Source organism: Teredinibacter turnerae T7901 (assembly GCF_000023025.1).
Lineage (GTDB): Bacteria > Pseudomonadota > Gammaproteobacteria > Pseudomonadales > Cellvibrionaceae > Teredinibacter > Teredinibacter turnerae_B.
The window spans coordinates 310,605-335,394 of the sequence record NC_012997.1; the positions used below are offsets into that span (position 1 = coordinate 310,605).

At 52.5% G+C, this 24,790-nt stretch carries 18 protein-coding genes; 5 read left to right on the forward strand and 13 right to left on the reverse strand.

Annotation, left to right across the window (positions count from 1 at the left end; translation table 11 throughout):
- Nucleotides 1-10 precede the first annotated feature (10 nt).
- Both eutC and TERTU_RS01340 read right to left on the reverse strand, forming a co-directional pair.
- Nucleotides 11-829 (reverse strand): ethanolamine ammonia-lyase subunit EutC, encoded by an 819-nt coding sequence (gene eutC / locus TERTU_RS01335; RefSeq protein WP_015817708.1) that lies wholly within the window; start codon nucleotides 827-829, stop codon nucleotides 11-13.
- Nucleotides 826-2,367, reverse strand: coding sequence for an ethanolamine ammonia-lyase subunit EutB (locus TERTU_RS01340; RefSeq protein ID WP_275450029.1), 1,542 nt, complete (start codon nucleotides 2,365-2,367; stop codon nucleotides 826-828). Before TERTU_RS01340 ends, eutC begins: the two co-directional genes overlap by 4 nt.
- A gap of 62 nt (nucleotides 2,368-2,429) precedes the next feature.
- On the opposite strand from TERTU_RS01340, the gene TERTU_RS01345 reads away from it, so the two are divergent.
- Together TERTU_RS01345 and TERTU_RS01350 are read left to right on the forward strand one after the other, a co-directional pair.
- On the forward strand, nucleotides 2,430-3,671 hold the full coding sequence (locus TERTU_RS01345; protein WP_015817532.1) for a DUF819 family protein: 1,242 nt from the start codon (nucleotides 2,430-2,432) through the stop codon (nucleotides 3,669-3,671).
- A 139-nt stretch (nucleotides 3,672-3,810) separates the two neighbouring features.
- Entirely contained in the window at nucleotides 3,811-5,184 is a 1,374-nt protein-coding gene (locus TERTU_RS01350) for a M28 family metallopeptidase (RefSeq protein WP_015819955.1), read from the forward strand.
- Between the two features lie 304 nt (nucleotides 5,185-5,488).
- Here TERTU_RS01350 and TERTU_RS01355 read toward each other — a convergent pair whose 3' ends face one another.
- The 4 genes from TERTU_RS01355 to TERTU_RS01370 all read right to left on the reverse strand — a co-directional run bounded on the left by TERTU_RS01355 (nucleotide 5,489) and on the right by TERTU_RS01370 (nucleotide 7,703).
- On the reverse strand, nucleotides 5,489-5,713 hold the full coding sequence (locus tag TERTU_RS01355) for a hypothetical protein (protein WP_228378234.1): 225 nt from the start codon (nucleotides 5,711-5,713) through the stop codon (nucleotides 5,489-5,491).
- Nucleotides 5,714-6,026: 313 nt separating this feature from the next.
- Entirely contained in the window at nucleotides 6,027-6,347 is a 321-nt protein-coding gene (locus TERTU_RS01360) for a hypothetical protein (protein WP_228378235.1), read from the reverse strand.
- A gap of 537 nt (nucleotides 6,348-6,884) precedes the next feature.
- Nucleotides 6,885-7,331 carry an SRPBCC family protein gene (locus TERTU_RS01365; RefSeq protein WP_015819738.1) on the reverse strand — a complete coding sequence of 149 codons (447 nt, stop codon included), beginning with the start codon at nucleotides 7,329-7,331 and terminating at the stop codon, nucleotides 6,885-6,887.
- Between the two features lie 30 nt (nucleotides 7,332-7,361).
- A complete protein-coding gene (locus TERTU_RS01370) occupies nucleotides 7,362-7,703 on the reverse strand; it encodes a winged helix-turn-helix transcriptional regulator (protein ID WP_228378336.1) in 342 nt (113 codons plus the stop codon).
- A gap of 130 nt (nucleotides 7,704-7,833) precedes the next feature.
- Here TERTU_RS01370 and TERTU_RS01375 point away from each other — a divergent pair, with 130 nt between their 5' ends.
- A complete protein-coding gene (locus TERTU_RS01375; protein ID WP_015820243.1) occupies nucleotides 7,834-8,958 on the forward strand; it encodes an NADH:flavin oxidoreductase in 1,125 nt (374 codons plus the stop codon).
- Nucleotides 8,959-9,258: 300 nt separating this feature from the next.
- A complete protein-coding gene (locus tag TERTU_RS01380; RefSeq protein WP_015816821.1) occupies nucleotides 9,259-16,356 on the forward strand; it encodes a tandem-95 repeat protein in 7,098 nt (2,365 codons plus the stop codon).
- A gap of 346 nt (nucleotides 16,357-16,702) precedes the next feature.
- Here the strand turns inward: TERTU_RS01380 and TERTU_RS01385 are convergent, their stop codons facing one another.
- From TERTU_RS01385 to TERTU_RS01405, 5 genes are all read right to left on the reverse strand, one after another.
- Nucleotides 16,703-17,365 (reverse strand): dihydrofolate reductase family protein, encoded by a 663-nt coding sequence (locus TERTU_RS01385; RefSeq protein ID WP_015817291.1) that lies wholly within the window; start codon nucleotides 17,363-17,365, stop codon nucleotides 16,703-16,705.
- Between the two features lie 13 nt (nucleotides 17,366-17,378).
- Nucleotides 17,379-17,792 carry a hypothetical protein gene (locus TERTU_RS01390; protein ID WP_015818751.1) on the reverse strand — a complete coding sequence of 138 codons (414 nt, stop codon included), beginning with the start codon at nucleotides 17,790-17,792 and terminating at the stop codon, nucleotides 17,379-17,381.
- Nucleotides 17,793-17,920: 128 nt separating this feature from the next.
- The gene (locus TERTU_RS01395) at nucleotides 17,921-18,130 is read right to left on the reverse strand and encodes a DUF4287 domain-containing protein (protein ID WP_015817882.1); all 210 of its coding nucleotides are present in this window, start codon (nucleotides 18,128-18,130) and stop codon (nucleotides 17,921-17,923) included.
- A gap of 439 nt (nucleotides 18,131-18,569) precedes the next feature.
- Nucleotides 18,570-18,977 carry a VOC family protein gene (locus TERTU_RS01400; RefSeq protein WP_015817646.1) on the reverse strand — a complete coding sequence of 136 codons (408 nt, stop codon included), beginning with the start codon at nucleotides 18,975-18,977 and terminating at the stop codon, nucleotides 18,570-18,572.
- 452 nt (nucleotides 18,978-19,429) lie between these two features.
- The gene (locus tag TERTU_RS01405) at nucleotides 19,430-21,520 is read right to left on the reverse strand and encodes a 5'-nucleotidase C-terminal domain-containing protein (protein WP_015820234.1); all 2,091 of its coding nucleotides are present in this window, start codon (nucleotides 21,518-21,520) and stop codon (nucleotides 19,430-19,432) included.
- Between the two features lie 385 nt (nucleotides 21,521-21,905).
- Between TERTU_RS01405 and TERTU_RS01410 the strand changes: the two genes are divergently transcribed.
- The gene (locus tag TERTU_RS01410; protein ID WP_015820680.1) at nucleotides 21,906-22,718 is read left to right on the forward strand and encodes a lipase family protein; all 813 of its coding nucleotides are present in this window, start codon (nucleotides 21,906-21,908) and stop codon (nucleotides 22,716-22,718) included.
- A gap of 119 nt (nucleotides 22,719-22,837) precedes the next feature.
- Here the strand turns inward: TERTU_RS01410 and TERTU_RS01415 are convergent, their stop codons facing one another.
- Together TERTU_RS01415 and TERTU_RS01420 are read right to left on the reverse strand one after the other, a co-directional pair.
- A complete protein-coding gene (locus TERTU_RS01415; protein ID WP_015818893.1) occupies nucleotides 22,838-23,158 on the reverse strand; it encodes a hypothetical protein in 321 nt (106 codons plus the stop codon).
- Nucleotides 23,159-23,908: 750 nt separating this feature from the next.
- Nucleotides 23,909-24,685, reverse strand: coding sequence for an alpha/beta fold hydrolase (locus TERTU_RS01420; protein WP_015817953.1), 777 nt, complete (start codon nucleotides 24,683-24,685; stop codon nucleotides 23,909-23,911).
- Nucleotides 24,686-24,790: the final 105 nt, after the last annotated feature.

Here is a 24,790-nt window from a genome sequence, read left to right on the forward strand (position 1 = left end):
GCGCAACCAATTAACTTGGCAGCAGGAAATTTTTTGCACCATTCTGGATAGTTGAGGTGTCACTTGTGGTGCGATCTTTCAGGTCGACGCCACTCAACTGCAAGCGACGGGATTCCTTTAACAGGTATAACAAGCGGCGGGCAGCTTCGCTGAAACTTAACCCCTGCGGGCGAACGTTGGAGATGCAATTTCGCTCACCGTCGTGGCGACCGACTTTAGGCTGCCAGGTGAGATAGATCCCCAGGCTGTCCGGTGAGCTTAAACCCGGACGCTCGCCAATTAGCACTACCACCGCCTTGGCTTTTAATTGCTCGGCGACTTCATCGCCGACGGCCACACGCCCTTGCTGTACCACGCACGTTGGCGCCAGCTGCCAGGGTTGATCGTCGTTGTGCAGGGCGCTTAACAGGGCTTCGCACATAGGGGCAGTATTTTGTTGTACTGCTTGTGAGGAGAGACCGTCGGCGACCACGATGGCGAGGTCGTACTCGGTGTTGCTGCTCAGGTGGTGTAAGCGAGGGATCTCATCTTCGTGCAGGCGCCGCCCAAAATCCGGGCGCTGCAAATACTGGTTGCGGTCTGCAGCGCGTGAGCGCAGTTGAACGATCTCACCCAGTGGCGCGAGTGCTGGCAGCGCACTGAGATCGGCACACAATCGGGCGAGATCAAGCGGCAGGTGAACGGCGTCCTGTGCACGTGCGTGATCCAATTGGAAGGCGAGTAATTCGTGGGTGGGCAGGCTGGTTCCGGCGCGGCCGAGACCAATGCGGGCATCGGTAAATCGACGCAACTGCTGCCAGGGGTTTGCGACTACGTGCGGGCGTTTCATTGGCCGGTCTCCGCGCGCGCGTCGCTGCTGTCGCTGTCGGATAGATGCTCCAGGGTGCGGGCGAAAGTGTCGGGCATGGCATCGACCAGTTTCGCGGGCTGATCGGTTTCAACAATCTGCATTTTTTCCAGCCAGGCTTCGAATTCCGGTGCAGCGCGCAACCCCAGAACCTGCCGCGCATAGAGCGCATCGTGAAACGACGTGGTTTGATAATTCAGCATAATGTCGTCGGCACCGGGAATCCCCATAATATAGGTGCAGCCAGCTACGGCGAGCAAGGTGAGGAGTGTATCCATATCGTTTTGGTCGGCCTGGGCGTGGTTGGTGTAACACACGTCTACCCCCATGGGCAGTCCGAGCAATTTGCCGCAGCAGTGATCTTCCAGCCCTGCGCGAATAATTTCTTTGCCGTCGAATAAATATTCCGGACCGATAAAACCTACCACGGTATTTACCAGCAACGGATTGTATTGCCGCGCGACTGCATAGGTGCGGACTTCGCAGGTTTGCTGGTCGAGCCCCCAGTGGGCGTTGGCCGACAACGAGCTGCCTTGCCCCGTTTCAAAATACATCACGTTGTTGCCCACAGTCCCGCGTGCCAGGCTTTGTGCCGCTGCTTCCGCCTGGGCGAGGTGGGCGAGGTTAAAGCCAAAACTGGTGTTGGTGGCTTCAGTGCCGCCGATGGATTGAAACACCAGATCGAGCGGCGCGCCCAGTTCGATAGCTTCAATAGCGTTGGTGACATGGGTAAGTACGCAGGATTGAGTGGGAATCTGGTAGCGCTGAATAATCTCATCGAGCATGTGCAGCAGGTTTTGGCATTGCGCCAGATTATCTGTCGCTGGATTTATGCCGATTACCGCGTCGCCACTACCGTACATCAAACCGTCGAGGATACTCGCCGCGATACCGGTGCTGTCATCGGTCGGATGATTCGGCTGCAAGCGTGTGGAAAAGCGGCCGGGCAGACCGATAGTGTTGCGAAAAGCGGTGGTTACCTGGCATTTCTTGGCGACCAGAATCAGATCCTGATTGCGCATGATTTTGCTGACCGCAGCGACCATTTCTGGCGTGAGGCCCGGGCGAATTTGCGCCAGGGTTGCGCCGTCGGCGGCATCACTGAGTAACCAGTTGCGAAAATCGCCGACGGTAAAATGGGAGATAGGTGCGAATGCATCTGCGCTGTGGGTATCAATAATCAGCCGGGTAACTTCATCCTCTTCATAAGGCACCAGTGCTTCATTGAGGAAATTTTTTAGCGGTACGTCGGCCAATGCCATTTGGGCAATTACCCGTTCTTGTGCTGTGTGCGCGATTACGCCGGCAAGCCGGTCGCCTGCCCGTGCGGGCGTGGCCTTGGCCATCAATTCCGCGAGGTTGGTAAAGTGGTAGCGGGTGCTGCCCAGGGTGTAGCTATAACGCATGTTGCAAACCAGTGGTAACGCTTTGAATGAATTGATGAGGGATGATATACATAAAAAGTGCCAATACGCGTCATTCTGGATTTTCCACATCAACAACGATTGAGCAGTGGACATGAAATTTTTTCTAAATTCAGGCTTAATACCCAGGTTATACATTTTTAGAATAGTTCATCCTTATGCAAGCTCCACTGTTTACCAACGATGCCACGGTGCTCGGCCTGCTGACTGTGATTCTCGGCGCAGTTTTTTTTAGCACGCAAAGCAACCATCCCGTATTTCGCAAGTTTTATTCTGTTGTCCCCGCCATTCTGCTCTGTTATTTCCTGCCGTCGCTGTTGAACACCTTGGGTGTGATTGACGGTGATCACAGTCAGTTGTATTTCGTCGCCTCCCGTTATCTCCTGCCGACTACTCTGGTGCTGTTTGTGATCAGTGTCGATATTCGGCAAATCCTGCGGCTGGGGCCCAAAGCGCTGATTTTATTTTTCACCGGCACTTTTGGTGTGGTGATTGGCGGGCCTATTGCGCTGCTGGTTATTTCGTGGGTTTCGCCGGAATTAATTGGCAACAACGGGCCGGATGCGGTCTGGCGCGGTATGACCACGGTGGCAGGCAGTTGGATTGGCGGCGGTGCTAACCAGGCGGCGATGAAGGAAATTTACGCAGTTGGTAACGATGTTTTTTCCGCCTGGGTTGCGGTGGACGTGATTGTTGCAAACCTCTGGATGGCAGTGCTACTAACGTTGGCGGCGAAGAGCAAAGGCATCGACCGCCGCAACGGCGCCGATACCACTGCAATTGTGCAGTTGCAGGAATCCATTGCCAAATATCAGGCGGAAAATGCGCGCATTCCCACGCTCAACGATGTGATGATCATTGTCGCCGTGGGCTTTGGTGTTACCGGTTTATCGCATTTCTGCGCCGACCTCATTGCGCCCTATTTACAAGAGAATTATCCGGGTCTCGCCCGGTTTAGTTTGCACTCACGTTTTTTCTGGATGGTGGTGATTGCCTCCACCATTGGTATTGCCCTGTCATTTACCCGTGCCCGCCATTTGGAAGCCGCTGGTGCGTCGCGGTTGGGCTCAGCCATGCTTTACATTCTGGTGGCCACAATCGGCACCCATATGAATTTAATGGCGATTTTTGAAACGCCAATATATTTTGTGATTGGCTTTATCTGGATGTTCTGTCATGCCGGGCTCATGTTACTGATGGCGAAGTTGCTGCGAGCACCGCTGTTTTTCATGGCGGTGGGTAGCCAGGCGAATGTGGGTGGTGCGGCGTCTGCACCCGTGGTTGCCGCAGCATTTCACCCCGCGTTGGCGCCGGTGGGTATTTTGCTGGCGGTGCTGGGCTATGCCGTGGGCACCTACATGGCATGGATTTGCGGTCAACTATTGATTGTAATTAATTAATTCGTGCTTGGCGGCAGCGGATGTATTCGGTTGCCGCCAAGCTCGCAGGTCCGTCCCGCAGCGCTGTGGCGCTGTTCCTATGTTGTTGTTTCCTGTTTCGCCATTCTTACATGGCTATTTAATCCGAAGAGGTAATTCGATGGTTTTCCGTCTGCGATTTATCGTCATTGGTGCGCTTTTGGCGCTGCCCGTTCACGCCAAGGAAAAGGTCTCTCGCGTAAATACGGATGAATTACACACTATTGCTGCTGAAGTGTCTGCAGTTCATATCGAGCAGGATGTTCGCACTCTTGTGGGGTTTGGCACTCGCCATACCGCGTCCGAAACTGCCTCGGATACTCGCGGGATCGGCGCTGCCCGTCGCTGGATTAAAAACGAGTTCGACAAGATTTCAGCGGCGTGTGGTGGCTGCATCGAGGTTTACTATCAATCCGAAACTGTATCTGGTGAGACACGTATTCCAGACCCTGTTGAAGTCGTCAGTGTGATTGCGGTGCAGCGCGGGGTTACCGACCCCGGTCGCTATGTAATTATGTCTGGCGATATTGATTCGCGGGTTACCGATGTGATGAACGCAACCAGCGACGCGCCCGGTGCCAACGACAATGCGTCCGGCGTCGCCGGGGTGCTGGAAACTGCGCGGGTGCTGAGTCAGTATCGCTTCCAGGGCTCTATTGTGTATGCCGCGCTGGCCGGTGAAGAGCAGGGGCTGTTCGGCGGCAAAATTATGGCCGCGCAAGCGCAGAAAGATGGCTGGCGAATTAAAGCGGTGCTTAATAACGATATGATCGGCAACATCGAGGGCATTAACGGTGTTATCGATAACACAACAGCGCGCATATTTGCCGAAGGCACCCGACACACAGAAACACCGGAAGAGGCGACTACTCGCCGCTACACCGGTGGCGAAGTGGATTCCCCCAGCCGCAACCTCGCACGTTACATAGACAAAATGGCGGATACCTATATCCCCAATCTGGATACCATGGTGATCTATCGCCTGGACCGCTTTGGTCGGGGCGGTCATCACAAGCCGTTTAACGATCTCGGCTTTCCCGGTGTGCGCATTATGGAAACCAACGAAAACTACAATCGCCAGCACCAGGATATTCGCACCGAAAATGGTATTGCCTACGGCGATACTATCGAGGGGGTAAATTTTCCTTACGCGGCCAAACTTACCGCGCTCAATGCGGTGAGTCTTGCATCCATGGCCTGGGCGCCGAACCCACCCAGTGGTGTCACTATCAAAGGTGCCGTGCAACCCAGTACGACACTATCCTGGACAGCGCTGAATAAAAAACAAAACCCCAATCTTGCCGGTTATAAAATTTACTGGCGCTACACCGATGCACCGCAATGGCAATATTCCCGCTTCGTGGGCGATGTGACCGAATTTACCCTGGAGAATATTGTGATCGACAATTATTTTTTTTGCGTGGCCAGTGTGAGCAAAGACGGCTTTGAAAGCCCAGTGGTCTTTCCAGGCGCGGCGGGAAGTTTTGGGGAGTGAATTTCTCCGATTGGAAAGTCTGTCGCTAATAACCCTGTAATTACATAAATGATCCCATTTATAGTTATTACACTTTTTTGAATCGTTGGCGAAAACAGGTGATTTTTATAATATTTGAAGGGCTTACCTTGCGTTTCGGCAATGGTGCTGCTTTCTAGTGCCGCCTGTTAACTTGGCAGTTTTCCTAGGCAAGTTAATAAATTGACGTGATCGATTAGTGAGAGAGTCTTTTCAGCTAGAGCCCGGAATCCAATTCCGGGCTTTTTGGTGTTTGCAAGTGGGAAATTTTAGCTCCAAGAGCGCGCTAGTCGTATTTGCTAAAGCTCATTACACCCCAGTCAATTGGCTGATAAGCTTGGTATACATATTCACTGACAGCGTAGTTACCCGCTTGCCATTCCATATGTACATGCGTTGCGTTGTCTCCAGAAATCGACCAGCAGGCGCCGTTGCTCCATTTTTTGGTGTAGCCGATTAGAGGCTGTTCCCACCAGTACAGAATAGCTCCCTGGGTGATTGAAGCTGGCACATTGTTTAAGTGTGAGTATGCGACGTAGCCTACCAGTGTATTGGAACTGTTATAAACCTAAGGAACCTCTTATTAACCTAGTAATTTCTCTGCGTGACCTGCGGCGATTAGTTGTTAGGCGCCTTTCGCAGTTAATGGCCTTAGTCCTTAATAAGAAAGGCAACGCCACAAATGATCGCCGCAGGCCGCGCCCTACGGGGCTTACAGGAATTTAACCTGAGGGTGTTGCGCTCGTTCACCGTGCAACCAGCACGCCTCGCTCACGCGCCTACTCACGTTAAATTCCTGTAAGCCAGAGGTATCACTAGGTTAATCAGAGGTTCCTAGATTTTATCGAAGTGCCTGCATTGCCCGTATTACAGCTCGCACCAATCCAGTCTACTTTAAAATAAAATCCGTCGTCATAAGCGTAGTGCGAGTAGCTGGAAAGTCGGACCGCGTGGACCGTCCCTTGATCGAGCGGCACATAAACGTCAACTGAACGTGCATACATATAAGTAGGATGAGTCCCCGGAGCCTGGTTGCCCCAACGGCCGCCGGAAATTGGCGTGGTCATTACCAGAGTTCCACAGAGTGCATCAAAGGAAATAAAAAACAAACAGATAGCTGACACCATTTTGCAAGGAAATTTCATAGAAGTGCTCCCGCTTTGGATGTATTTTTGCTCAGAGTTTTTAACAAAAACTTTTCATGGCTCAGGAAGTGAGCCTGAGAGGCCAAAAAAATTGACCAATATTTCTTTCATAGCAGAAAGAATTGTGAGGCATTTTAGTGACGTAAATTGTTATCCACTATTTGGCGAGCGCCAAAAGAATTGATGTCGTTCAAGATTTATCGAACCCAATATCTCTAATAGCAAGCGCTTCTATAAATACTAAGTTGAGTCTATCAGTTTTTATAAAAAACGCACGGCTGGTGCCTGTGAGCCTCAATGGTATTTCCGTTGAGCTATAGTGAAATGACTAAGTTGCCAGAACTGTGGAACGCGTTAATTTTTTATTTTTGGGTATAGGAATCACTAGGTTAATCAGCATGCGATTTGTATGCTTGGGAGCTTAGTGCTTCGAATCGCACTAGTTGTGAATAGATGAAACTGATTTTGAGCGCGAGTGGGAGCAGCAATCGTGCTGGGCGCCAGCGGAGAAATGTACTCGTAATATTTACGCCGATTTTATGCCGAACGATTTAAATTCTCACCCAGCCGATCCAGATTTTGCTCATTTCCGGGCTCAGCCAGGTGGCGAACTGCGCTGGCAACCTGCGGGTCCTCAAATTTTTGTGTCCAGGTAAGCAGGGTCTGGTTATTGCTTTCTTCGAGCGTGATAGTCAGGGTGAAGCGGGGTGCTGAGTCATGTTTAATTACCAGCTTTTCCGCTGGAATGAGCTCGACAAAGACGCAGACGTTTTTGAAATCCTGTCCATCTGGGCTGTGCATTGTGTAACGCCATTCACCACCTTCGGCAAAGCCAAAGGTCTCAAATGTGTTGCTGAAACCGTTGGGGCCCCACCATTTTGCCAGCCGCTCCGGGTCGGCGAAGGCCTGATAAATTGTGTCCGCAGGCCAAGGGTAGGTGCGAGTGGTTTGTAATACAGCATCATTAGTGGTGGAGCCATCCATACTGTTATTCCTCTACTCAATTGGGAGTGGTCAATCCGTTTGTCTTGCATCGAACAGTTGCCGGGCTTCGTAGACCTCGCCTACATTATCCACAATCCACAGGTATAAGGTTTTGAATGGGCCAAGCAGCGATTGCCCCAGTGGCGTGAGGCTGTACTCCACGCTCACTGGCGAGGAGCTGATGACTGTGCGCTCGAGTATACCGTTTCGTTCGAGCTTGCGAAGGGATTGAGTGAGTGATTTTTGTGATACGCCTTCCAGGCGGCGTTTAATATCGTTGAAGCGTCGTGGCTGACTCTCTAACACCGATAGAATCATCATTGACCACTTGTCCGCGATCTCAGAAAAGATCGCTCTTGATGGGCATTCCACCGAAAAATAATTCTTTTCCTGCAAGACAGGTTACCTCCAGGTGACTTGGTGAATAATTAGTGCCTAATTGACACTAAGTATACATATGATACTTAGCGTCCGTCTATTCAACCGTTGGAAAGGTCGTAGTATGAGTGAAACAACATTAGCTGACAGCGTGCTCTTTGAACCGCTGAAAATCGGCAGCCTCGAATTAAAAAATCGTATTGTTATGGCACCCATGACCCGCAATATGGCGCCTGAGGGTGTACCAAATGAAAAGAACGCGGCTTACTACCAGCGCCGCGCAGAGGGTGACGTGGGTTTGATCCTTACCGAGGGCACTGTGATTGACCGCCCGGCGTCGCGCAACGAGCAGCACATCCCGTTTGTTTATGGTGAGGCGGCTATGGGTGGTTGGCGTACAGTGGTCGACGCGGTGCACGCGGCCAGCGGCCGCATTGGTCCACAGCTGTGGCATGTGGGGGCGATGCCCGGGCAGTCAGGCTGGGAACCGGCACAATCGCCGGAGTCGCCTTCAGGTTTGATGGCGCCAGACGCACCGCGTGGTGTGGCCATGACAGACGCGGATATCGCCGATGCAATTGCTGCGTTTGCACGCTCCGCAGCGGATTCCAAAGCCGCAGGGTTTGATGTGGTGGAAATTCACGGTGCACACGGTTATCTGATCGACGAATTTTTCTGGGATAAAACCAACCAGCGTGCCGACGCCTGGGGTGGTGCAAGTCTGGTGGAGCGGTCCAGGTTCGCAGTGGAGGTGGTTAAAGCCGTGCGCCAGGCAGTGGGCGATGACTTCCCGGTCATTTTGCGGCTCAGCCAGTGGAAGCAGCAGGACTACACGGTAAAACTGGCTCCCACACCAGACGATATGGCTGCCTGGCTGACCCCGCTCGCCGATGCAGGTGTTGATATATTCCACTGTTCGCAGCGCCGTTACTGGGAGCCGGAATTTGTGGACATCGACGGTGAAGATGGCTTGAACTTCGCCGGTTGGGCGAAAAAGCTGACTGGCAAGGCCACCATCAGCGTGGGCTCGGTGGGTTTAAACAATGATGTGATGTCGACATTCAGTGGCGAGAGTGCGGGTGTCGCGGCTATCGATAAACTGCTGAGTCGCATGGATAAGGGTGAGTTCGATTTAATCGCTGTCGGGCGCGCGCTAATTAGCGATCCCCACTGGGTACAAAAAGTTAAAGAGGGGCGCTTCTCCGATTTGATCCCATTCGAGCCTTCGCAATTGGGCGAACTCAATTAGGGGCAACAGGCCCCGGACCCAGAATTGACGTACTCCTTCCTTCGTTACAAAAAAAGCCCTGTACCGATCAGTACAGGGCTTTTTTGCGTATACACAACACCGGTCTGCGCATCAGGTATTGCTGAATGCGTAGAACTGTTAAGCCCTGATTTAACGGGGCAAATTGTCGATTTACGGAGTGCCCCCAAACTGGGGCGCCGGTTTTTTTTGCCTGCTTGATTTGCGAAGAGCCATACCTGTTGCTTTACTTTAGTCTGTTTAATTGCGCGTCATTTATCAAACCTTAGTGGCAAATCTTCTATGCGAAAAGAATTCGTTGTACCCGCCCGGCTGTGGCAAATTTTCACTGCTCTTAGCAAAGCTTTTATCGTCCTTATCACTATTGCTGCGAGCAGTAATGCGTTGGCACTGGCCTGGCAGGAGGGTTCCACCAAAACGATTGATTACGTTCAAGGCCAAAACATTGGCGTGATCTATATCGAGACCGATGTAGATTACGACAACCATCCGATCAGCGCGGTGCAGGAAATCTCCGGTTCTCACCCTCCCGGCATAAATTTTCATAATGCGGGGCCCTGCCCGGGCTCGGGTAAGCTGTGTACGGCTTATTCGGGCATCCCCACGTCCACGGCCGTCTATACGGTGACGATTCGGGCTACCGATGGCGCCGACACGGCTGACATGGTGATTACCTGGCGCCCGGCCCTGTCAGCCAGCGGGGTCAGTCAAACCACGGCGATTGTTGGCAGCAGCTACAGTAATTCCATTACGCCAACTGGCGGTGTTGCCCCATACTCATACGCGGTTACCAGCGGCTCGCTGCCGGCGGGAATGACACTGAACACCAGCACGGGTGCTATTGATGGCACCCCGATAACGGTTGGCGCTTACCCGTTTACCGTAACCGTAACCGATACCAACACCACAACGGCAACAGCGACGCAAACCGTCAACGTGTATAACCCACTGAGTATCACGACTACCTCTTTGGTCGGTGGTCGCGTAGGTAGTGCATATTCAGCCACTCTCGTATCTACCGGTGGTGACGGCTCGGACCTCTGGTCGGTTACCGCTGGCAGTTTGCCCGCGGGGTTGGGCCTTAACAGCTCTACCGGTGTCATTTCCGGTACGCCCAGCACGGAGGAGAATGCGAGCTTCACGGTAAGTAACACCTGTTGTTCGAATCTCACGAACGACACGCAAAGTCTTTCCATTGCAGTACTGCCGCAATTTGATTCGGATGGCGACCTGTTAACGGGTGCCACTGCAGAAGCGACGGTATTGAATTTTAGTGCGGACACCAGTGGCGAAGCGATTGGTGCATTGGATTTTATCCTGCGTGATGGCGGCGCTACAGATGCGCTACCGCTGACTGTGTCCCAAGTTGTGTTGCACGTGAGCGGTACCAGTACCGACGCCGAACGCGGCAATATCCGTTTTGTGCTGAATGGGCCTGACGCGGTTGATGTAATCGGCACTTACAGCGCGCTTAACGATACCGTTACTTTTTCCAGCCTCGCCATTTCGATTACCGACGGCAACGATGAAACCTATGCGGTGTCGGCCTATGTGACCGATGCCAGTTCGCTCACCCACGGCCACACGGTCATCCTGAGCCTGGATGGCGACACGGATTTATCGGTGGGCGGGTCTGATACCCAAATGGGTACGACCAGCGCGGTCACCAATGGTAGCGGGTTCGCGTTAGTCGACGATATTGCACCCGCTGTAGGGTCGGTTAGTGTTCCCGCAAACGCTACCTACATCGCCGGAAATAACCTGGATTTCATGGTGAATTTCAGCGAGGCCGTCACGGTTGATACCAACGCAGGTACGCCACGGTTATCGTTAACAATTGGCAGCAGTACGCGATACGCGAGCTATTTATCGGGTTCCGGCAGCGCTGCGGCGGTATTCCGTTATACCGTTCAAAGTGGCGACCTCGACACTGACGGTGTGGCGCTTGCAGCTTCTATTGATCTGGCTTCAGGCACCATCAGTGATGCTGTAGGCAATGGCGCGACGACAACGCTTGCGTCGGTAGGCAGCCTATCCGGTGTGCTGGTTGATGCGGTTTTGCCGCAACTGGCGGAAACCACTGCTGTAGCCGCATTGGGCAATGACGCTTCGCCGAGCGTGACCTTCACCACTGACGAAGCCGGTACCCTGGCGGTCGGTGGCAGCTGTGGCAGCGCCAGTGAAGGTGCAATTGCCTCCGGCAGCCATACGATCACCTTGCTGCAATCGAATAATGTGTCTGACCTTGTTGATGGTACCTACAGCGACTGTACCCTGACAGTGACTGACGCAGCAGGTAACAGCAGTGCATCTCTGGCGCTATCGAGTTTCGAGATCGATCTGTTAGCGCCGAGTGTCAGCGAACTGACCCAGGTGGTCACGCCGGGTAACGACAGCACGCCGGATGTGACGCTGACACTCGGCGAAGCAGGTATTCTGGCCGTGGGCGGCAGTTGTGGTAGTGGAGACGAAGGTGCTGTTGGGCTTGGCAATACCACAATTACCCTGACCCAAACCGATAACACCGCGCCGCTCGCCGACGGTACTTACAGCGATTGTACGGTGACTGTGACGGATGCCGCAGGCAATGTGAGCACGCCGCTGACCTTGAGCAGCTTCCTGGTCGACACCTTGGTACCTGTGCTGGCGGAGGTGTCACAGGTCTCGACGCCAACCAACAACACCGCGCCTGGCATCACTATTTCCAGCAGTGAAGCGGGCACCCTAAGCGTAGGCGGCAGTTGTGGCAGTGCCAGTGAGGGCGCCGTGACCAGTGGCAATACGGCACTGGTGTTGACCCAGCCGGATAACATGTCTGCGCTCGCCGATGGCACATACAGTGACTGTACCCTCACCGTAGCTGACGCCAGCGGTAATATCAGCAGCGCGCTAACCCTGAGCAGCTTCACTATCGATGCCAGTGCGCCAACCCTGGCCACTAACCTGGGCGTAGCGCTAACAGAAGGTGACACGGGTGTGGCCGTCACCGCGAGTGCACTGAGCGCGACAGACAACCTGAGTGCCGCGGGGCAAATCACCTTCACGCTCACGGCAGCCGCCAGCAACGGTACGCTTTACCGCAGCGGCAACGCCTTAGCCGCCAATGGCACTTTCACCCAGGCCGATCTGGTTAATGGGCTTTTGACCTACGACCACGACGGGGGTGAGACCACCAGCGACACGGTGGCATTTACGCTTGCCGATGCACTTGGCAATGTGTCTACACCGCTGACTTTTGCCTTTACCGTTGCACCCAGCAACGATGCACCGCTGACCAGTGACGACAGCGCGACCACCAACGAAGATACGCCGGTGACTGTCGACGTACTCGCGAATGATTTCGACAGTGACGACGCCATCAACGCGGCCAGCGTGATCGTGGTGACCCAGCCGATGCACGGCAGTACCAGTGTGAATACCGTCAATGGCAAAATCACCTACACCCCAGCGACTGACTACTACGGTAGCGATAGCTTCACTTATACGGTTCAGGATCAAAGCACGGCGGTTTCCGCTGCGGCGGCGGTGGCTATCACCGTGACATCCGTCAACGACATTCCGGTGGCCAGCGACGATACCGGCGCAACCATCATGAACGTGGCGACAACCATCGATGTTGCGGCCAATGACAGTGACGTCGATCTTGGTGATGTGCCTGATGTGAATACCATCGTGATTGTGTCGCCTGCGGCGCACGGTACTGCCGTAGTGAACGCCGGCAAGGTGGATTACACCCCGAACCTGGACTTCTTTGGCGCGGACAGTTTTACCTACACCATTGCCGACAGCAACAGCGGTGTTTCGGCTCCGGCAACGGTGTCGATCAGTGTGATTGACCCCAACACTGCGCCTACTGCAGTCGATGACAGCGTGACCACCGCGGAAGATATCGCACAGGTGATCGACGTTCTGGCCAATGACAGCGACGACGACGGCACCCTGGTCGCTACCAGTGTGAACGTGGTTGCTGGCGCAACCCACGGCACCGCAGTTGTCGACGCGACTACAGGTAGGGTGACTTACACTCCGGCGGCCAACTACTTTGGCACAGACAGTTTCAGCTATACGGTACGCGATGATGACGATGCACTGTCCGCCGCGGCAACGGTGAGTATTACTGTTACTGCCGTGAATGACGCACCGGTCGCCGCTAACGATGCGGTCGTGTTGCTGGAAGATGCGAGCCTGTCGATAAACGTGTTGGGTAACGACATCGACATTGATGGCACGCTTAACAGCGCAACCATTGCGATTGTCGACGAACCGGCGTCGGGCATGGCGCTGTTCGATAACGGAACCATCATGTATACGCCGTTCAGCGACTACGCCGGTGACGACAGCTTTACCTACACGGTAGCGGACAACAACGGGCTGGTATCGAACCTGGCGACGGTCAGCTTGTCAGTTACTGCGGTGAATGATGCGCCGGTGGCGGAAGACGACAGCTTCGTTGTGGTAACCAATGGCGCAAGTCCCCTGAACGTGCTGGTAAACGATAGCGATGTGGACGGCACCCTGGATATCGCCAGTATCATCATTACGGTTGCGCCGACCCAGGGCACCCTGGTTAACAATAACGAGGGCAGTCTCAGTTACACGCCAAACAGCAGCCTGGACGCACAAGCAGGCGACAGCTTCGCGTATACGGTGGGCGATGATGCTGGCGCGGTCTCCAGCGAAGCAACGGTATCCGTGAGCTTCAAGCCGGCTGCCGCGCCTGTAATCGGAGGCGCGCCAGAGACCGAGGTGCTGGAAGCGCAGGTCTATAGCTTTACGCCCGAGGTGACGGTCGGTGATGCCAACTTCCCGCTGACTTTTAGCGCGACTGGTGTACCGTCCTGGATGACCTTCAGTCCCGCAACCGGCACTTTAACTGGTACGCCAGCTCTGGCAGATGTGGGTACTCACACCGATATTGTGATTGGGGTCAGCGATGGCTTTAGCTCACAGCAGCTACCGGCATTTAGTGTGACCGTTATCGATGCGGTTGATAGCGATGGTGACACCTTGACCGACTACCAGGAAGGAGTCGACGGTACAGATCCAACCGATCCGTTGGACTACCGCGATGTGACCGCACCGGAACTGACCGCACCTGCCGATATTATCGTGGACGCAACCGGCCTGTTTACTGATGTAAGCCTGCAGCAGTTGTTGAGCCTGGCCGCGAATGCGGAGCAGACGAGTATTGATGCGGCGCGGAACGCGCTTGCCACAGACAATGTCGATGGCAGCGATTGCTGTAACCCGGTGGCGGTGAATCTGCAAAATGGCAAATTCACTCTGGCGCCGGGGCTGCATACCGTGCAGTGGCGCGCGGAAGACTTTATGGGCAACAGCTCTGTGGCGCAACAACAGGTGTATGTGCGTCCGCTGGTGTCCTTAAGTAAAAACCAGTTTGCTGCGGAAGGGGCGACTGTGACCGTGAAGGTTCTGTTGAATGGTGAGGCGCCAGTCTATCCGTTTACAGTGCCCTACGTGATCGATTCGTCGAGCACGGCAGACAGCGATGACCACAGTCTGCAGAACGGCACAGTTACTTTCGAAGACGGGGAGACGGAAGTCGCATTCAGCTTTAACACCGTCGCCGATGGGGTGACTGAAGGCGACGAAACGCTGATCGTGCGCCTGGACGACCGTACCAGCGACAATGAAGATTTACTCGACGGTTTCGACGCGGATATGTTCGACATAAACGCGGGTACCAGTGATGCGTTCCAGTTAACGTTGCAGGAAAGTAACGTTGCTCCGACCATCGCTTTGCAGCTGACTCAGAACAACAAACCGACCATCCTGGTACAACCATCGGCTGGTGACGTGGTGATTACTGCGGATGTAACCGATACAAATGTCGACGACACTTATAGCCTGGTGTGGAGCAGTACGAGCCTAGGTATTGGCCCGGGCAGTAGTGGCGATGAGCTGCGCTTGAGTGCTGCCGAGCTGAGTCTTGGCGTTCACAAAATCAAAGTTCAGGTCACTGACGCCGCCGGTGCTTCCAGTAGCGCCTCTCTGAATTTCAAAGTAGTGTCCAGCTTACCCGTGTTGAGCAGCGCGACCGATAGCGATGGTGACGGCAATGACGATGCGAGCGAAGGTACGGGTGACGCCGACGGTGATGGTATTGCTGACTATCTGGATAACATATCACTGCCAAACGTGCTGCCAGAAGTGTTGGACGACAGTACACACTTCCTTATGGAATGCGATCCGGGTGTGCGCTGTCGCCTGGGTGAGTTCGCTATGCAGCAAACGCAGGGCGGTTCACGCTTAGCATCGGACGATTTGGTGGCAATGGAGGGTATCAACCCAGACCCCAACTACAGCATGGACTTCGTATTCGATTTCGATATGGAAGACTTGCCGCTAGCGGGTCAGGAAGTGAGTGTGGTGATTCCGCAGATCTCGCAACTTCCGGCGGGTGCGGTATACCGTAAATTCACCAATGGCCAGTGGCGGAATTTCGTTGAAGATGCAAACAACCGGCTCCACTCAGCACCGGGTAGCGAAGGCCTGTGTCCGCCTCCGGGCGACGCAGCTTACCGGTCTGGTTTGAACGAAGGCGACTGGTGCGTGCAATTAACCATCGAAGATGGCGGCCCTAACGATGCAGACGGTGAAGCCAACAATGCGGTGGTTGACCCGGGCGGTGTCGGCACCCAGAACACGCGTAAGCTGCACGCTGGTGGTGGTTCGTTGGGCGCGGGCTTGTTGGTGTTGTTGCTTATGGCGGTGGCGTTACGCGCGTTAAACGCGCGCGCGCTGCCGATTGTTGCAGTGGTGTTTGCGGTTGGTCTGTTGCCGCAGCACAGCCGCGCGCAAGCGCAACCGATTTTTGTGGAAGCCTCGCTGTTGCAAACGTCTTCGAGCCAGGATGAAAGCGGTTTTATGAAGGATCTGGCTGCTGAGGGCATTGATGCCAACCTGGAAGCATACGATGCAGATTCCAGCGGGTATCTGGTAAAAGTCGGTATACAGTTCACCCCGCATTTTGCAGGTTATGTTGGCTTCGTGGATTTGGGCGAGGGTGAACTGGATATGGCGTTCCCAGCCGAGGACGACGATGTGATCGAAGACGGGTTGCGCGAGTCGTTCGCCAAAATGGGCAATGGCGTTGTTTACGGCGGCCGTGCCCATGTAAACCCATTTAACCGGGTCAATCTCTATGCGGATGTGGGGATCTATACCTGGAAATCAAAAGTGAGCGTGAGTGGCAGTGATATTAGTGCGAGCACCAGCGGCGTCGATCCGTTTGCTGGTGTTGGTTGTACTGTGGATATCACTGAGAAGGTCGCGCTTGGCCTGACCTATAATTATTTTAAGCTGGATGACCAAAGTGTATCTGCCCCGGGCATCAGCCTGACTTACACGTTTGATTAGCTTTACGCCGGGTCGCGTTCCTTTTAATCGGTAATCAATCAGGTAATCAGTTAGTTGATCGGTTGGTTAACTGGTTAGGTAATCAATTTTCAATTGCTAGGCCTGAACTGCTGACCCTTAACTGTTAGCCCCTAGCGGCTAACAGTTAAGGGTTTACACGCCTTTCAATATTTCGCCGCCTTTTATTTCTCAAGCGCATTCATTTGAGAAATTCTAACCTCGCAATTTCTCGACACTCTGTTTTTGGCGTTTTCTTTTTCTCAACAGCTTGATAACGCTAGGCGAAATTACTAAATTTCATTTTCCACGAACCGGCAAGTTGGCTAAACGCCCAACCCGCAGACGCTCAGTCTGCGTCTTTCGCTGCACGCTCCAATATCACGTGGGTGGCGTTGTCAGATGCGACCATGCGCGCGCACTTGTAACCGCGAGCTGCGAGGTCGACGCCAGCAAATAAGCGCTCGCCGTCGCCTAAAAATACCGGAGAAATTACATAATGCATTTCGTCCACTAGACCTGCGTCCAGATACTGATTAATGGTGTTAGCGCCGCCCACAATACGCACATCTTTTTCGCCCGCTGCTGCTTGCGCTTGCTCCAGTGCAGCATGAATACCCTCAGTAACAAAATAAAAAGTCGTGCCGCCTTCTTTTTGGATCGGCTCGCGGGGGTGATTGGTGAGGATAAAGGTGGGCGCATGGTAGGGCGGCGTATCGCCCCACCAGCCTTCCCAACTCATATCTTTCCAGGGGCCTCGCTCAGGCCCGAACATATTGCGGCCCAAGATCCAGGCGCCTATATTGACGAACCCTTGCGCGGCGAAATCGTTATCGATGCCCGTGCTACCTTCCTCCTTGTCAAACAACATTTTTTGGAAGGTTTGGGTTGGGAACAGCCAGCCGTGTAATTGGCCGCCGCCAACCCCCAGCGGATTTTCCATGGACTGATTTGGCCCTGCACCGAAGCCGTCCAATGATACGGAATAACCTGATACGCGAACCATGCCCATGCTATTTACCCTGTTAAATTTGCGTTTGCACGCTAAAACCGCGAGAGATGCTGCGCCCCAGAAGTATCACCCACTTGTTATAGTTGCGGTGGATAGTTTGGTCTGCGCTGTCGTAGCCGAGGTTCTTGCTGTCCAAATAGTCGATTGAATAGGTTTCCGGGGTGAAGTGGATTTTTACTTTGGCGAAATGCTTATCGCGTACGTTAATTTCCGCTTCTATATCATTTGGGCCGACGATGACTGGCGTCCAACCGCGTTTTGAGCACGCGGCGATAACGGCAGTCTTTACCTCTTCGAGACCTCGTGGTTCGCCATCGAGCTGCGGCGGCACTTGCCCATCCAAATTATTAATTGGTTTGCCCGCCCATGCGGAAGAACCAATGAGAATAAATACACTAAAAAATATAAAAGATATAACACTGCGCATGTCTGCTTGCCTCCTGGCATAATTGACGCCATGTTGAAAAAAGCGACGTTCTTTCCATCGCGCAATGATGTTAGCAATTGCAAAAAAGCAGGGCAATAAAACGCTTTACTTGCCACTGAAAAAAGCGGTTATTTCATATTTCTGTAATATGCCACTAGCGCATTAGCGTGACCGTGACCCAGCCCGTGGGCTTCTTTCAGCCAGGCCACCATTTCCATGTGTTTCAACCCTTGCTGACTTTTCAGTAGCGTCAGCCAGTGATCAATTGGGAAACCGTACTTTTTTTCAATTGCCGGAAAATAGGACGCGGGACCTTTCACTTTAGCTTCGTCTGCCATGGATATCTCCGATCTACAGTGCGTTGGGGGATGCAATGGTGTCTTGGAATCTAGCGATGCTATTGAGTTTTTACACAGACCACAATAGATCTCTGGATGAGGGGTTGGCTTATGTGAAAAGTTGAACGTGGGATGGTGAGCTTGGCTGCTGTGTATAGGGCGGTGTACTGCGGTATCTGTTTTTCGACGGTGGGCTATCTGCACTTGCTACTATCACGCGGAAAAATCCCAGGGGTTGACCGGGATTTTTGCAACGACTGCGTACGAGGGATGATTTAAGTGAAACTCTGTCTGAGAGCTTTACCGTCAAAAAAAAAGTAAAATTTTGTAAAAAAATGTTAACAGAATAACTTTTGTGAAATATGGCGCTGGGCTGGACAGGCTTTTGTGTGGGCCGAAGTCTTAAAACATTTTTTAACCAGTACCGTTGTCAGGACGGCTAATCCTCTGGCCCAATCCACAAAAACGGATTGTGGGCCACCTCCCAAAAGTGGTTATCCAGATCTTTAAAATAGCCACTGTAGCCACCCCAAAAAACCGTTTGTGCCGGCTTTATGATGTTGGCTCCAGCTTTTTCAGCTTGCGCCATAACATCATCCACTTGCTCGTTGCTGGCTACATTGTGGGCCAGAGTAACGCCGTTGAAGCCATTGCCGCGCGCTTCTATGCCGATATCTTCTGCGAGTGCATCGCGGTTGTAGAGGCCGAGCCAGGTACCATTAAGCGAGAAAAAAGCCACGCCAGGGGAGGAATCTATACGCGGGAAGCCCAAGCCTTTTTCATAAAATGCCACGGACTTTTGCAGGTCTTTCACGCCGAGCGTGATCATGCTGATTCTGGGGTTCATAGCGGTGGACTCCTTGTGTTACATCTTTCCAATAGCGCGGTGTCAGTCGCGCTTGTCGATACTCGCCTGGCGAACGCAACACTGATTGCACGTTCGCTGCTTATTGAATGATAGGCTCTTATTGAACGTTAGGCGAAGTAAGATCACTACAGACCTGCTCACAAATTTAGCAGGCTCGGGGTGACGGTGCGGGATTTGTGAAGCGCGTTTCCTTGATGATGTTCGGCACCAAAAAAAGCCCGTCATGGTGGACGGGCTTTTTAGTTACTATTAACCTGGCGATTAATTAGATGGTCCTATCTATTAATCGCGCGCCCTTGAAGTACTGGCGTAAATGTGTGAATTTTCTAATACTTCAAGGGCTTACATTGCCCTTCGGGCAATGGCGGTGCTTCCCTGCTCCGCCTATTAACTTCGCAATTTTCATCGCTAGGTTAATAGTCAGGCGCGTTTTAGTAATCCACGCAATTGGTTTGCGTGCTGTGGTTACAGCCATCGCGACCAATGTAAACCTGGGTGCTGTATTCACTGACGGGTAATTTCATCAGGTTTTCGTTGTCGTCGGCGAGCAATTGCATGTAGCTCACAAAGCCCTGTGCGTATTCAGTGTAGGTATCGACGTAGTTACCCGCTTTAAACGGTGTTTCGAAGGTGGTGTAGCCGTCCTGGCCGGAGGCGATAAAGTTATTTGTCACCACTTTGTAGGTGTTCGCGAGGTTAATCGGGGTCCAGCTGCCTGAGACGCGCGAGTTAACTTCCACATTCGATACCCGGCTGCCTTTGGCCGCAGACGCGTCGACGTTGTAACGCAAGCCGGAGGCATAGGGGTAAGCACCGGTAGATTGTGCCTCGTCCAGCGCGTAAGAAAGCGCGTCTTCGAGCACATTCACGACCTGTTGACCGGTCATTTCCAGGACTACCAGCGTGTTAGAGAAGGGGAGCAGCACATAGGCGTCACCAATGGAATAGTTACCCATGGGGACGTCTACGCGTACGCCACCGCCGTTTTGAATGGCGATGTCCGCTTCTGGAGTGACCATGAGAAACGCCTTGGCCACGATATTGGAAATATCGGAACCGTAGGCGTAGGTATCCATGCGGTCACACAGACTTGAGCGGGAATCGCCGGGCCAGCGCACAAGGCAAAGGTCTTCATTCACAGTGCCAATTAAGGTTTGCTTAAGTACGTCGGTTTGCGCCTGGTAGGTCTGCAGTATGTCGGCGGTAGCCGCATCCGCTGCAACGAACGCGATCTCGTCGTGGGCTGCCAGTGCCTTGCGCACCTGATAGGCGTCGTCGCCCTCTAATACACGGGTCTCGCTGTCGCTGTAGGCGTAAGAGAAGCTGGCTTCCATGGGAATAATCGGGTTGCCGGTGCAGCTTTCCACGACGCCAGCCGCATTAAAGTTAACTTCCAGGCGGCCCAGCAGGTGCGCGTATTCCCAGGCGTGAACAATACACACCGGGTTGCCGTCCAGGTTTTGCACCTGCGTCGGATAATCGCCAACGGTGTTAAAGCCCAATGCAGTAAACGTGTCGTCGCCCAGCAGAGAATGTGAATCGCCACCGACAATCACGTCGACATTGTGTAGCGCGCTGGCCAGGGCCTGGTCCTTGGCATATTGATAGTGGGTCACCAGAACAATTTTATTCACGCCTTCGGCGGTGAGTTGGTCGATCACCGCTTGCGCGGTGGCAGTTTCATCACTGAAGGTGGTGCCTTCGTCCGGGAAGGAGGAGTTTTTGGTTTTACCCGCGATATCGATCCCGATGAACCCGACTTTCTCGCCGGCGAAATCTTTTATGGTGTACGGCTGCAAGTAGCCTTGAGCGAGAGCCGAATTGGCGTGTGGCTGAACGTTCGCTGCCACAGTTGCGGTGTTACAACCGGAGCCATTCAAGTCATCCAGAAAGCGGGCGAGGCCGGCGTCGCCAGCATCGAATTCATGGTTGCCGGGGGCAAACACGTCGAAGCACACCTGGTTCATCATGGCCGCATCGGCTTCGCCTTTGAACAACGTGTTGTACAACGTACCGGTCATCGCGTCGCCGGCATGGATTTTCACCGGGTTAACACTCTGTTTGGCGAGATCGTCAAACAGGCTCACCAGCATGGGAAATCCACCGTAGTTGATGTCCACCGAGGTAATGGCAGCATCGCCTTCAGCTTTGGCCGCGAGGCTGAGCTGATCCACCGGGAAGCGCAGGGATTCCGCCTCCAAGTGGCTGTGGTGGTCATTCATATGCAACAGCGTAACGGTTAACGGCTTGCCGCCTTGAAGCAATGCGAGTTGTTCTTCAAGCGCGGTAATTTGCGCCTGCAATGCCGTCTGATCGGCCCCTGCCTGAGTCAGCTGTGCGCGCAAGTCTGCAATGTCGCTGGCAAGCTGGGTGTTCTCACTGTTGAGATCTGATACCTCGCCCGACAATTCGTCGTTGGTCTGGCGAAGGCTTTTAATGTCACTGTCATAGTCGTCGCCATCGCAGGCGAACAGGCTCGCACTTGCTGCAAGCACGGCCAGTGGTTTTATCCATTGTTTCATGGTGTTTCACTCCATTGTTGGTTGTCATGTATTCGGAATTTTGTGCGTGTATATGAAAAGCAAAAGGTGACAACGGGATTAAACGGAGGTGAAAGTTTTGTGGCGCCTATTGTTTCAGGCCGGGCAAAATAAATCGCATGAATAGATTCATAGGTGACAGTCAGGGGAAAGTTAGGGGAGTCAGGCGAAATTTAGGGTGGATAAGTGGACTGAGTTCAGCAGGCGATCTAGTGGCGAACTACTATAAGTGATACGGCTTCTGTTCGCAGTCATGCACAATCGCCTCAGCTCGGTTCAGGTTCATTGTCTGGCTGGAGAGCGGACGCCACTAATAAAAATTCGCTGCTTTACAGTATTTTATAAAAAACGTATACGGAGCACGCCGATGACCCACTCTCGATCCCCCGATTTTACCCTTATTGAATGGTACGCCCAGCGCGCAGCTATGGCGTACAACGGTGAAGCTGCGATTCGCGCGGCTTTCCCCAATACCACACTTGTAGCCACCAGCCGCGATCAAGTGCAATTCTTCCTGGAAGTGGACCACACAAAAAAACAGCAAATAATTGTGGTGCGCGGTACGGCAAATTTGAGCAATGCGCGGGAAGACGCCGATTATATACAAGGTTTAAACAGCCGCCTGGGCATCTGGGTGCACCGCGGATTTGATGCGGATGCGCAAGTCGTATACGAGATGGTGCGTGGGCACCTGGTGCCAGAGTACGAAATTATACTCACCGGTCACAGCCTTGGCGCCGCAATTAGTACTCTGCTCATGATGTACTTTAGCCTGGACGGCTTACCACTTGGCCCGTCGATTAATTTTGGTCAGCCGAAAGTGACCAACAAGAAGGGTGTTCAATTGTTTGCTAATTTACCCCTCGCGCGCGTGGTGGATGAAAATGATCTGGTCCCCTTGGTGCCGCCGATCGACCTGATCGACGAAATTCATGGTGGCTACGAACATTTAGGAACTGAATTAGTTTTGCTGGCAGGTGAATACTACTGCTTGTTGGATGAAGCACGGGCGGAACACATATCGCTCACAGATTTTTGGGCAAATTTGGGAAATATGAGCGTACACGAACATTATATGGCGAACTATCTTGCGAATATTCAAACGAAGCTGCTTAAATCTCTTGCGGTGCCTTATGTGGATCGAAAAAAATATTATCGCCTGGCGGCGTCTGGTGAGTAGCCGCTACAGAATGCCAGGTCGTCTGTACTGGTGGTGATAATTACGGCGAAAGCACTCATTAGCGAAACACAAAAATCCCCGGTTCAACCGGGGATTTTTGTGTGGACGTTATTTGCAGCTTAGTTGCTGTAAACGCGCCAGTTATCGCAATTATTAAAACTAGTGTAGTAATTGCTGTTGTTTACCTTCACAACGCAATTGGTGTAATACTGTTGTTGGGTAAATTCACGAGTAATCTGCAATTGTGGATGACCCGGGCAGCTCAGCGAGTAAACGTTCCACAGGGTGTAACCAGAGCCGCCACCATAGAGCGGGGTCAGTGTGCAGGATGCCGGGTAATTACCGTAGGTTGGATCGTTGTATTCAAATATCTTGGCGGCGCTAGCGGTGCCGACGAGACCAAGAGTCAGTGCAATGGTGGCAATGATTTTATTTCGCATGTTATCTCCTTAAGGATTTATTAGTGTATGCGTTTTTGGCCTCATGCCTGGATGTCAGATTTACTGCTATCCGATGTTTACCCGCAAACCACTCCCTGAAAGCGACTCCATCTTAGGTGTGAAAAATAAAAATGCAAAATGAATTTTTGAAAAAAGATTTATTTGCGTGATTTTATTTGATTGGTGACTTTTTAAAGTGACAATAAAAAACAAAAGATGCCGCACAAAAAACATGTGAATGGCTGGTTTGTGAATATTTGTTCTTTGGGTGGCTTTTTGGTTGTTTTATTTGGCGCTAACTAAATTTGATTCTGTGTATTTTTTAATGTGTTTTTTCTCTACGTAGCTATCTGTTTGGAGTGTTTTATTTAATTTTTATTTCGTTTTTGAATTAGCGAATGTTATTGAAAATGATGAAATAACACGTTTCGGGATAAGAGTAACTGTCGGGCGGGCAATACGTATCTATTAATCTGGGAAATAAATTTGCGAAGTTAATAGGCGGTGCCGTGATGTGCCGCCATTGCCCGAAGGGCAATCTAAGTCCTTGAAGTATTAGGAAATTCACACATTCACGCCAGTACTTCAAGGGCGCGTGATTAAATAGATAGGATTAGCTATTTAATCGCCGGGTTAATAGCGGAATCCTGATTATCAAATAAATAGGCGTTTGAATCTGATGGGGAGGCAGGCGGTGCTTGAGCAGGAAACCACAATAATTGAGGGTGGCGAAGTAAAATTTTCGTCTTACTACTTGCCGAGAAATTGAATTATCGCTTCGCTGCACTCGTCTTGTTTTTCCAAAAAGATGTAGTGTCTGCCTTCGGGAATAAATACTACTTCGGCTTTTGGAATTTGCTCTGCTAAAAGACGGGCGTTTGCGGGTAGATTGATTGTGTCGTCGTTGCCGTGGACAATTAATGTCGGCGTTGTGACTGAGCTAAGTTCGTGCCAACAGTCGTGGCATTCGCTGGCGACAAAATGCAAACGCTGGGCGTATGCTGGCGGACGGTTCTCCGCTTGATATTGCCACAATTGTTGAAATTCCGGGTTACTGTCGTACCAGCTTGGCGACACCATTAATTCGAGCATGCGCTCCCTGTTGCCGGAGGCGAATATAAAATCCACGCTCTGCGCTCGCGCCACACCATGCGTGTTGCCCGGTGTGGTGGCGACAAGCACCAGTTTGTTTACGCGCTTTGGATGATCCACTGCAACCCATTGCGCGATTCTGCCACCCATGGAAAAACCCAGCACGTGCGCAGAAAATATTTGCAGCGTGTTGAGAACGGCAATGGCGTCGGCTGCCATGCCGCGCGTGCTGTACTCGGGAGCGTCCGGCTTGTCGCTGTTACCGGTACCGCGATTGTCCAGTACGATCACCCGAAACTGCTCTGCGAGTGCGTTGACGAAGCTGCCCCAGCCTTTGTGATCCAAACCCTGGCCGGGGATGAGCAATAGCGGAGCGCCTGAGCCGTAGGTTTCGAAGAAAATGCGCGTATTGTCTTGAGTATAGGCGTACGGCATGGGCGATGGCAGCTCCAGTAATATTGCTCGTTTAACTTTGTGTTAGGTTAATTGTAACGGATTAATGATGTCGGATTAATGGTAACAGGTTAATTGAAGTAGCAA

Excerpts from the sequence above, each read along its gene's own strand:
- eutC (WP_015817708.1), bottom strand. The coding sequence starts at position 829 with ATGAAACGCCCGCACGTAGTCGCAAACCCCTGGCAGCAGTTGCGTCGA.
- TERTU_RS01340 (WP_275450029.1), bottom strand. The coding sequence starts at position 2,367 with ATGTCCACTGCTCAATCGTTGTTGATGTGGAAAATCCAGAATGACGCG.
- TERTU_RS01345 (WP_015817532.1), top strand. The coding sequence starts at position 2,430 with ATGCAAGCTCCACTGTTTACCAACGATGCCACGGTGCTCGGCCTGCTG.
- TERTU_RS01350 (WP_015819955.1), top strand. The coding sequence starts at position 3,811 with ATGGTTTTCCGTCTGCGATTTATCGTCATTGGTGCGCTTTTGGCGCTG.
- TERTU_RS01360 (WP_228378235.1), bottom strand. The coding sequence starts at position 6,347 with ATGAAATTTCCTTGCAAAATGGTGTCAGCTATCTGTTTGTTTTTTATT.
- TERTU_RS01365 (WP_015819738.1), bottom strand. The coding sequence starts at position 7,331 with ATGGATGGCTCCACCACTAATGATGCTGTATTACAAACCACTCGCACC.
- TERTU_RS01375 (WP_015820243.1), top strand. The coding sequence starts at position 7,834 with ATGAGTGAAACAACATTAGCTGACAGCGTGCTCTTTGAACCGCTGAAA.
- TERTU_RS01380 (WP_015816821.1), top strand. The coding sequence starts at position 9,259 with ATGCGAAAAGAATTCGTTGTACCCGCCCGGCTGTGGCAAATTTTCACT.
- TERTU_RS01385 (WP_015817291.1), bottom strand. The coding sequence starts at position 17,365 with ATGGGCATGGTTCGCGTATCAGGTTATTCCGTATCATTGGACGGCTTC.
- TERTU_RS01390 (WP_015818751.1), bottom strand. The coding sequence starts at position 17,792 with ATGCGCAGTGTTATATCTTTTATATTTTTTAGTGTATTTATTCTCATT.
- TERTU_RS01395 (WP_015817882.1), bottom strand. The coding sequence starts at position 18,130 with ATGGCAGACGAAGCTAAAGTGAAAGGTCCCGCGTCCTATTTTCCGGCA.
- TERTU_RS01400 (WP_015817646.1), bottom strand. The coding sequence starts at position 18,977 with ATGAACCCCAGAATCAGCATGATCACGCTCGGCGTGAAAGACCTGCAA.
- TERTU_RS01405 (WP_015820234.1), bottom strand. The coding sequence starts at position 21,520 with ATGAAACAATGGATAAAACCACTGGCCGTGCTTGCAGCAAGTGCGAGC.
- TERTU_RS01410 (WP_015820680.1), top strand. The coding sequence starts at position 21,906 with ATGACCCACTCTCGATCCCCCGATTTTACCCTTATTGAATGGTACGCC.
- TERTU_RS01415 (WP_015818893.1), bottom strand. The coding sequence starts at position 23,158 with ATGCGAAATAAAATCATTGCCACCATTGCACTGACTCTTGGTCTCGTC.
- TERTU_RS01420 (WP_015817953.1), bottom strand. The coding sequence starts at position 24,685 with ATGCCGTACGCCTATACTCAAGACAATACGCGCATTTTCTTCGAAACC.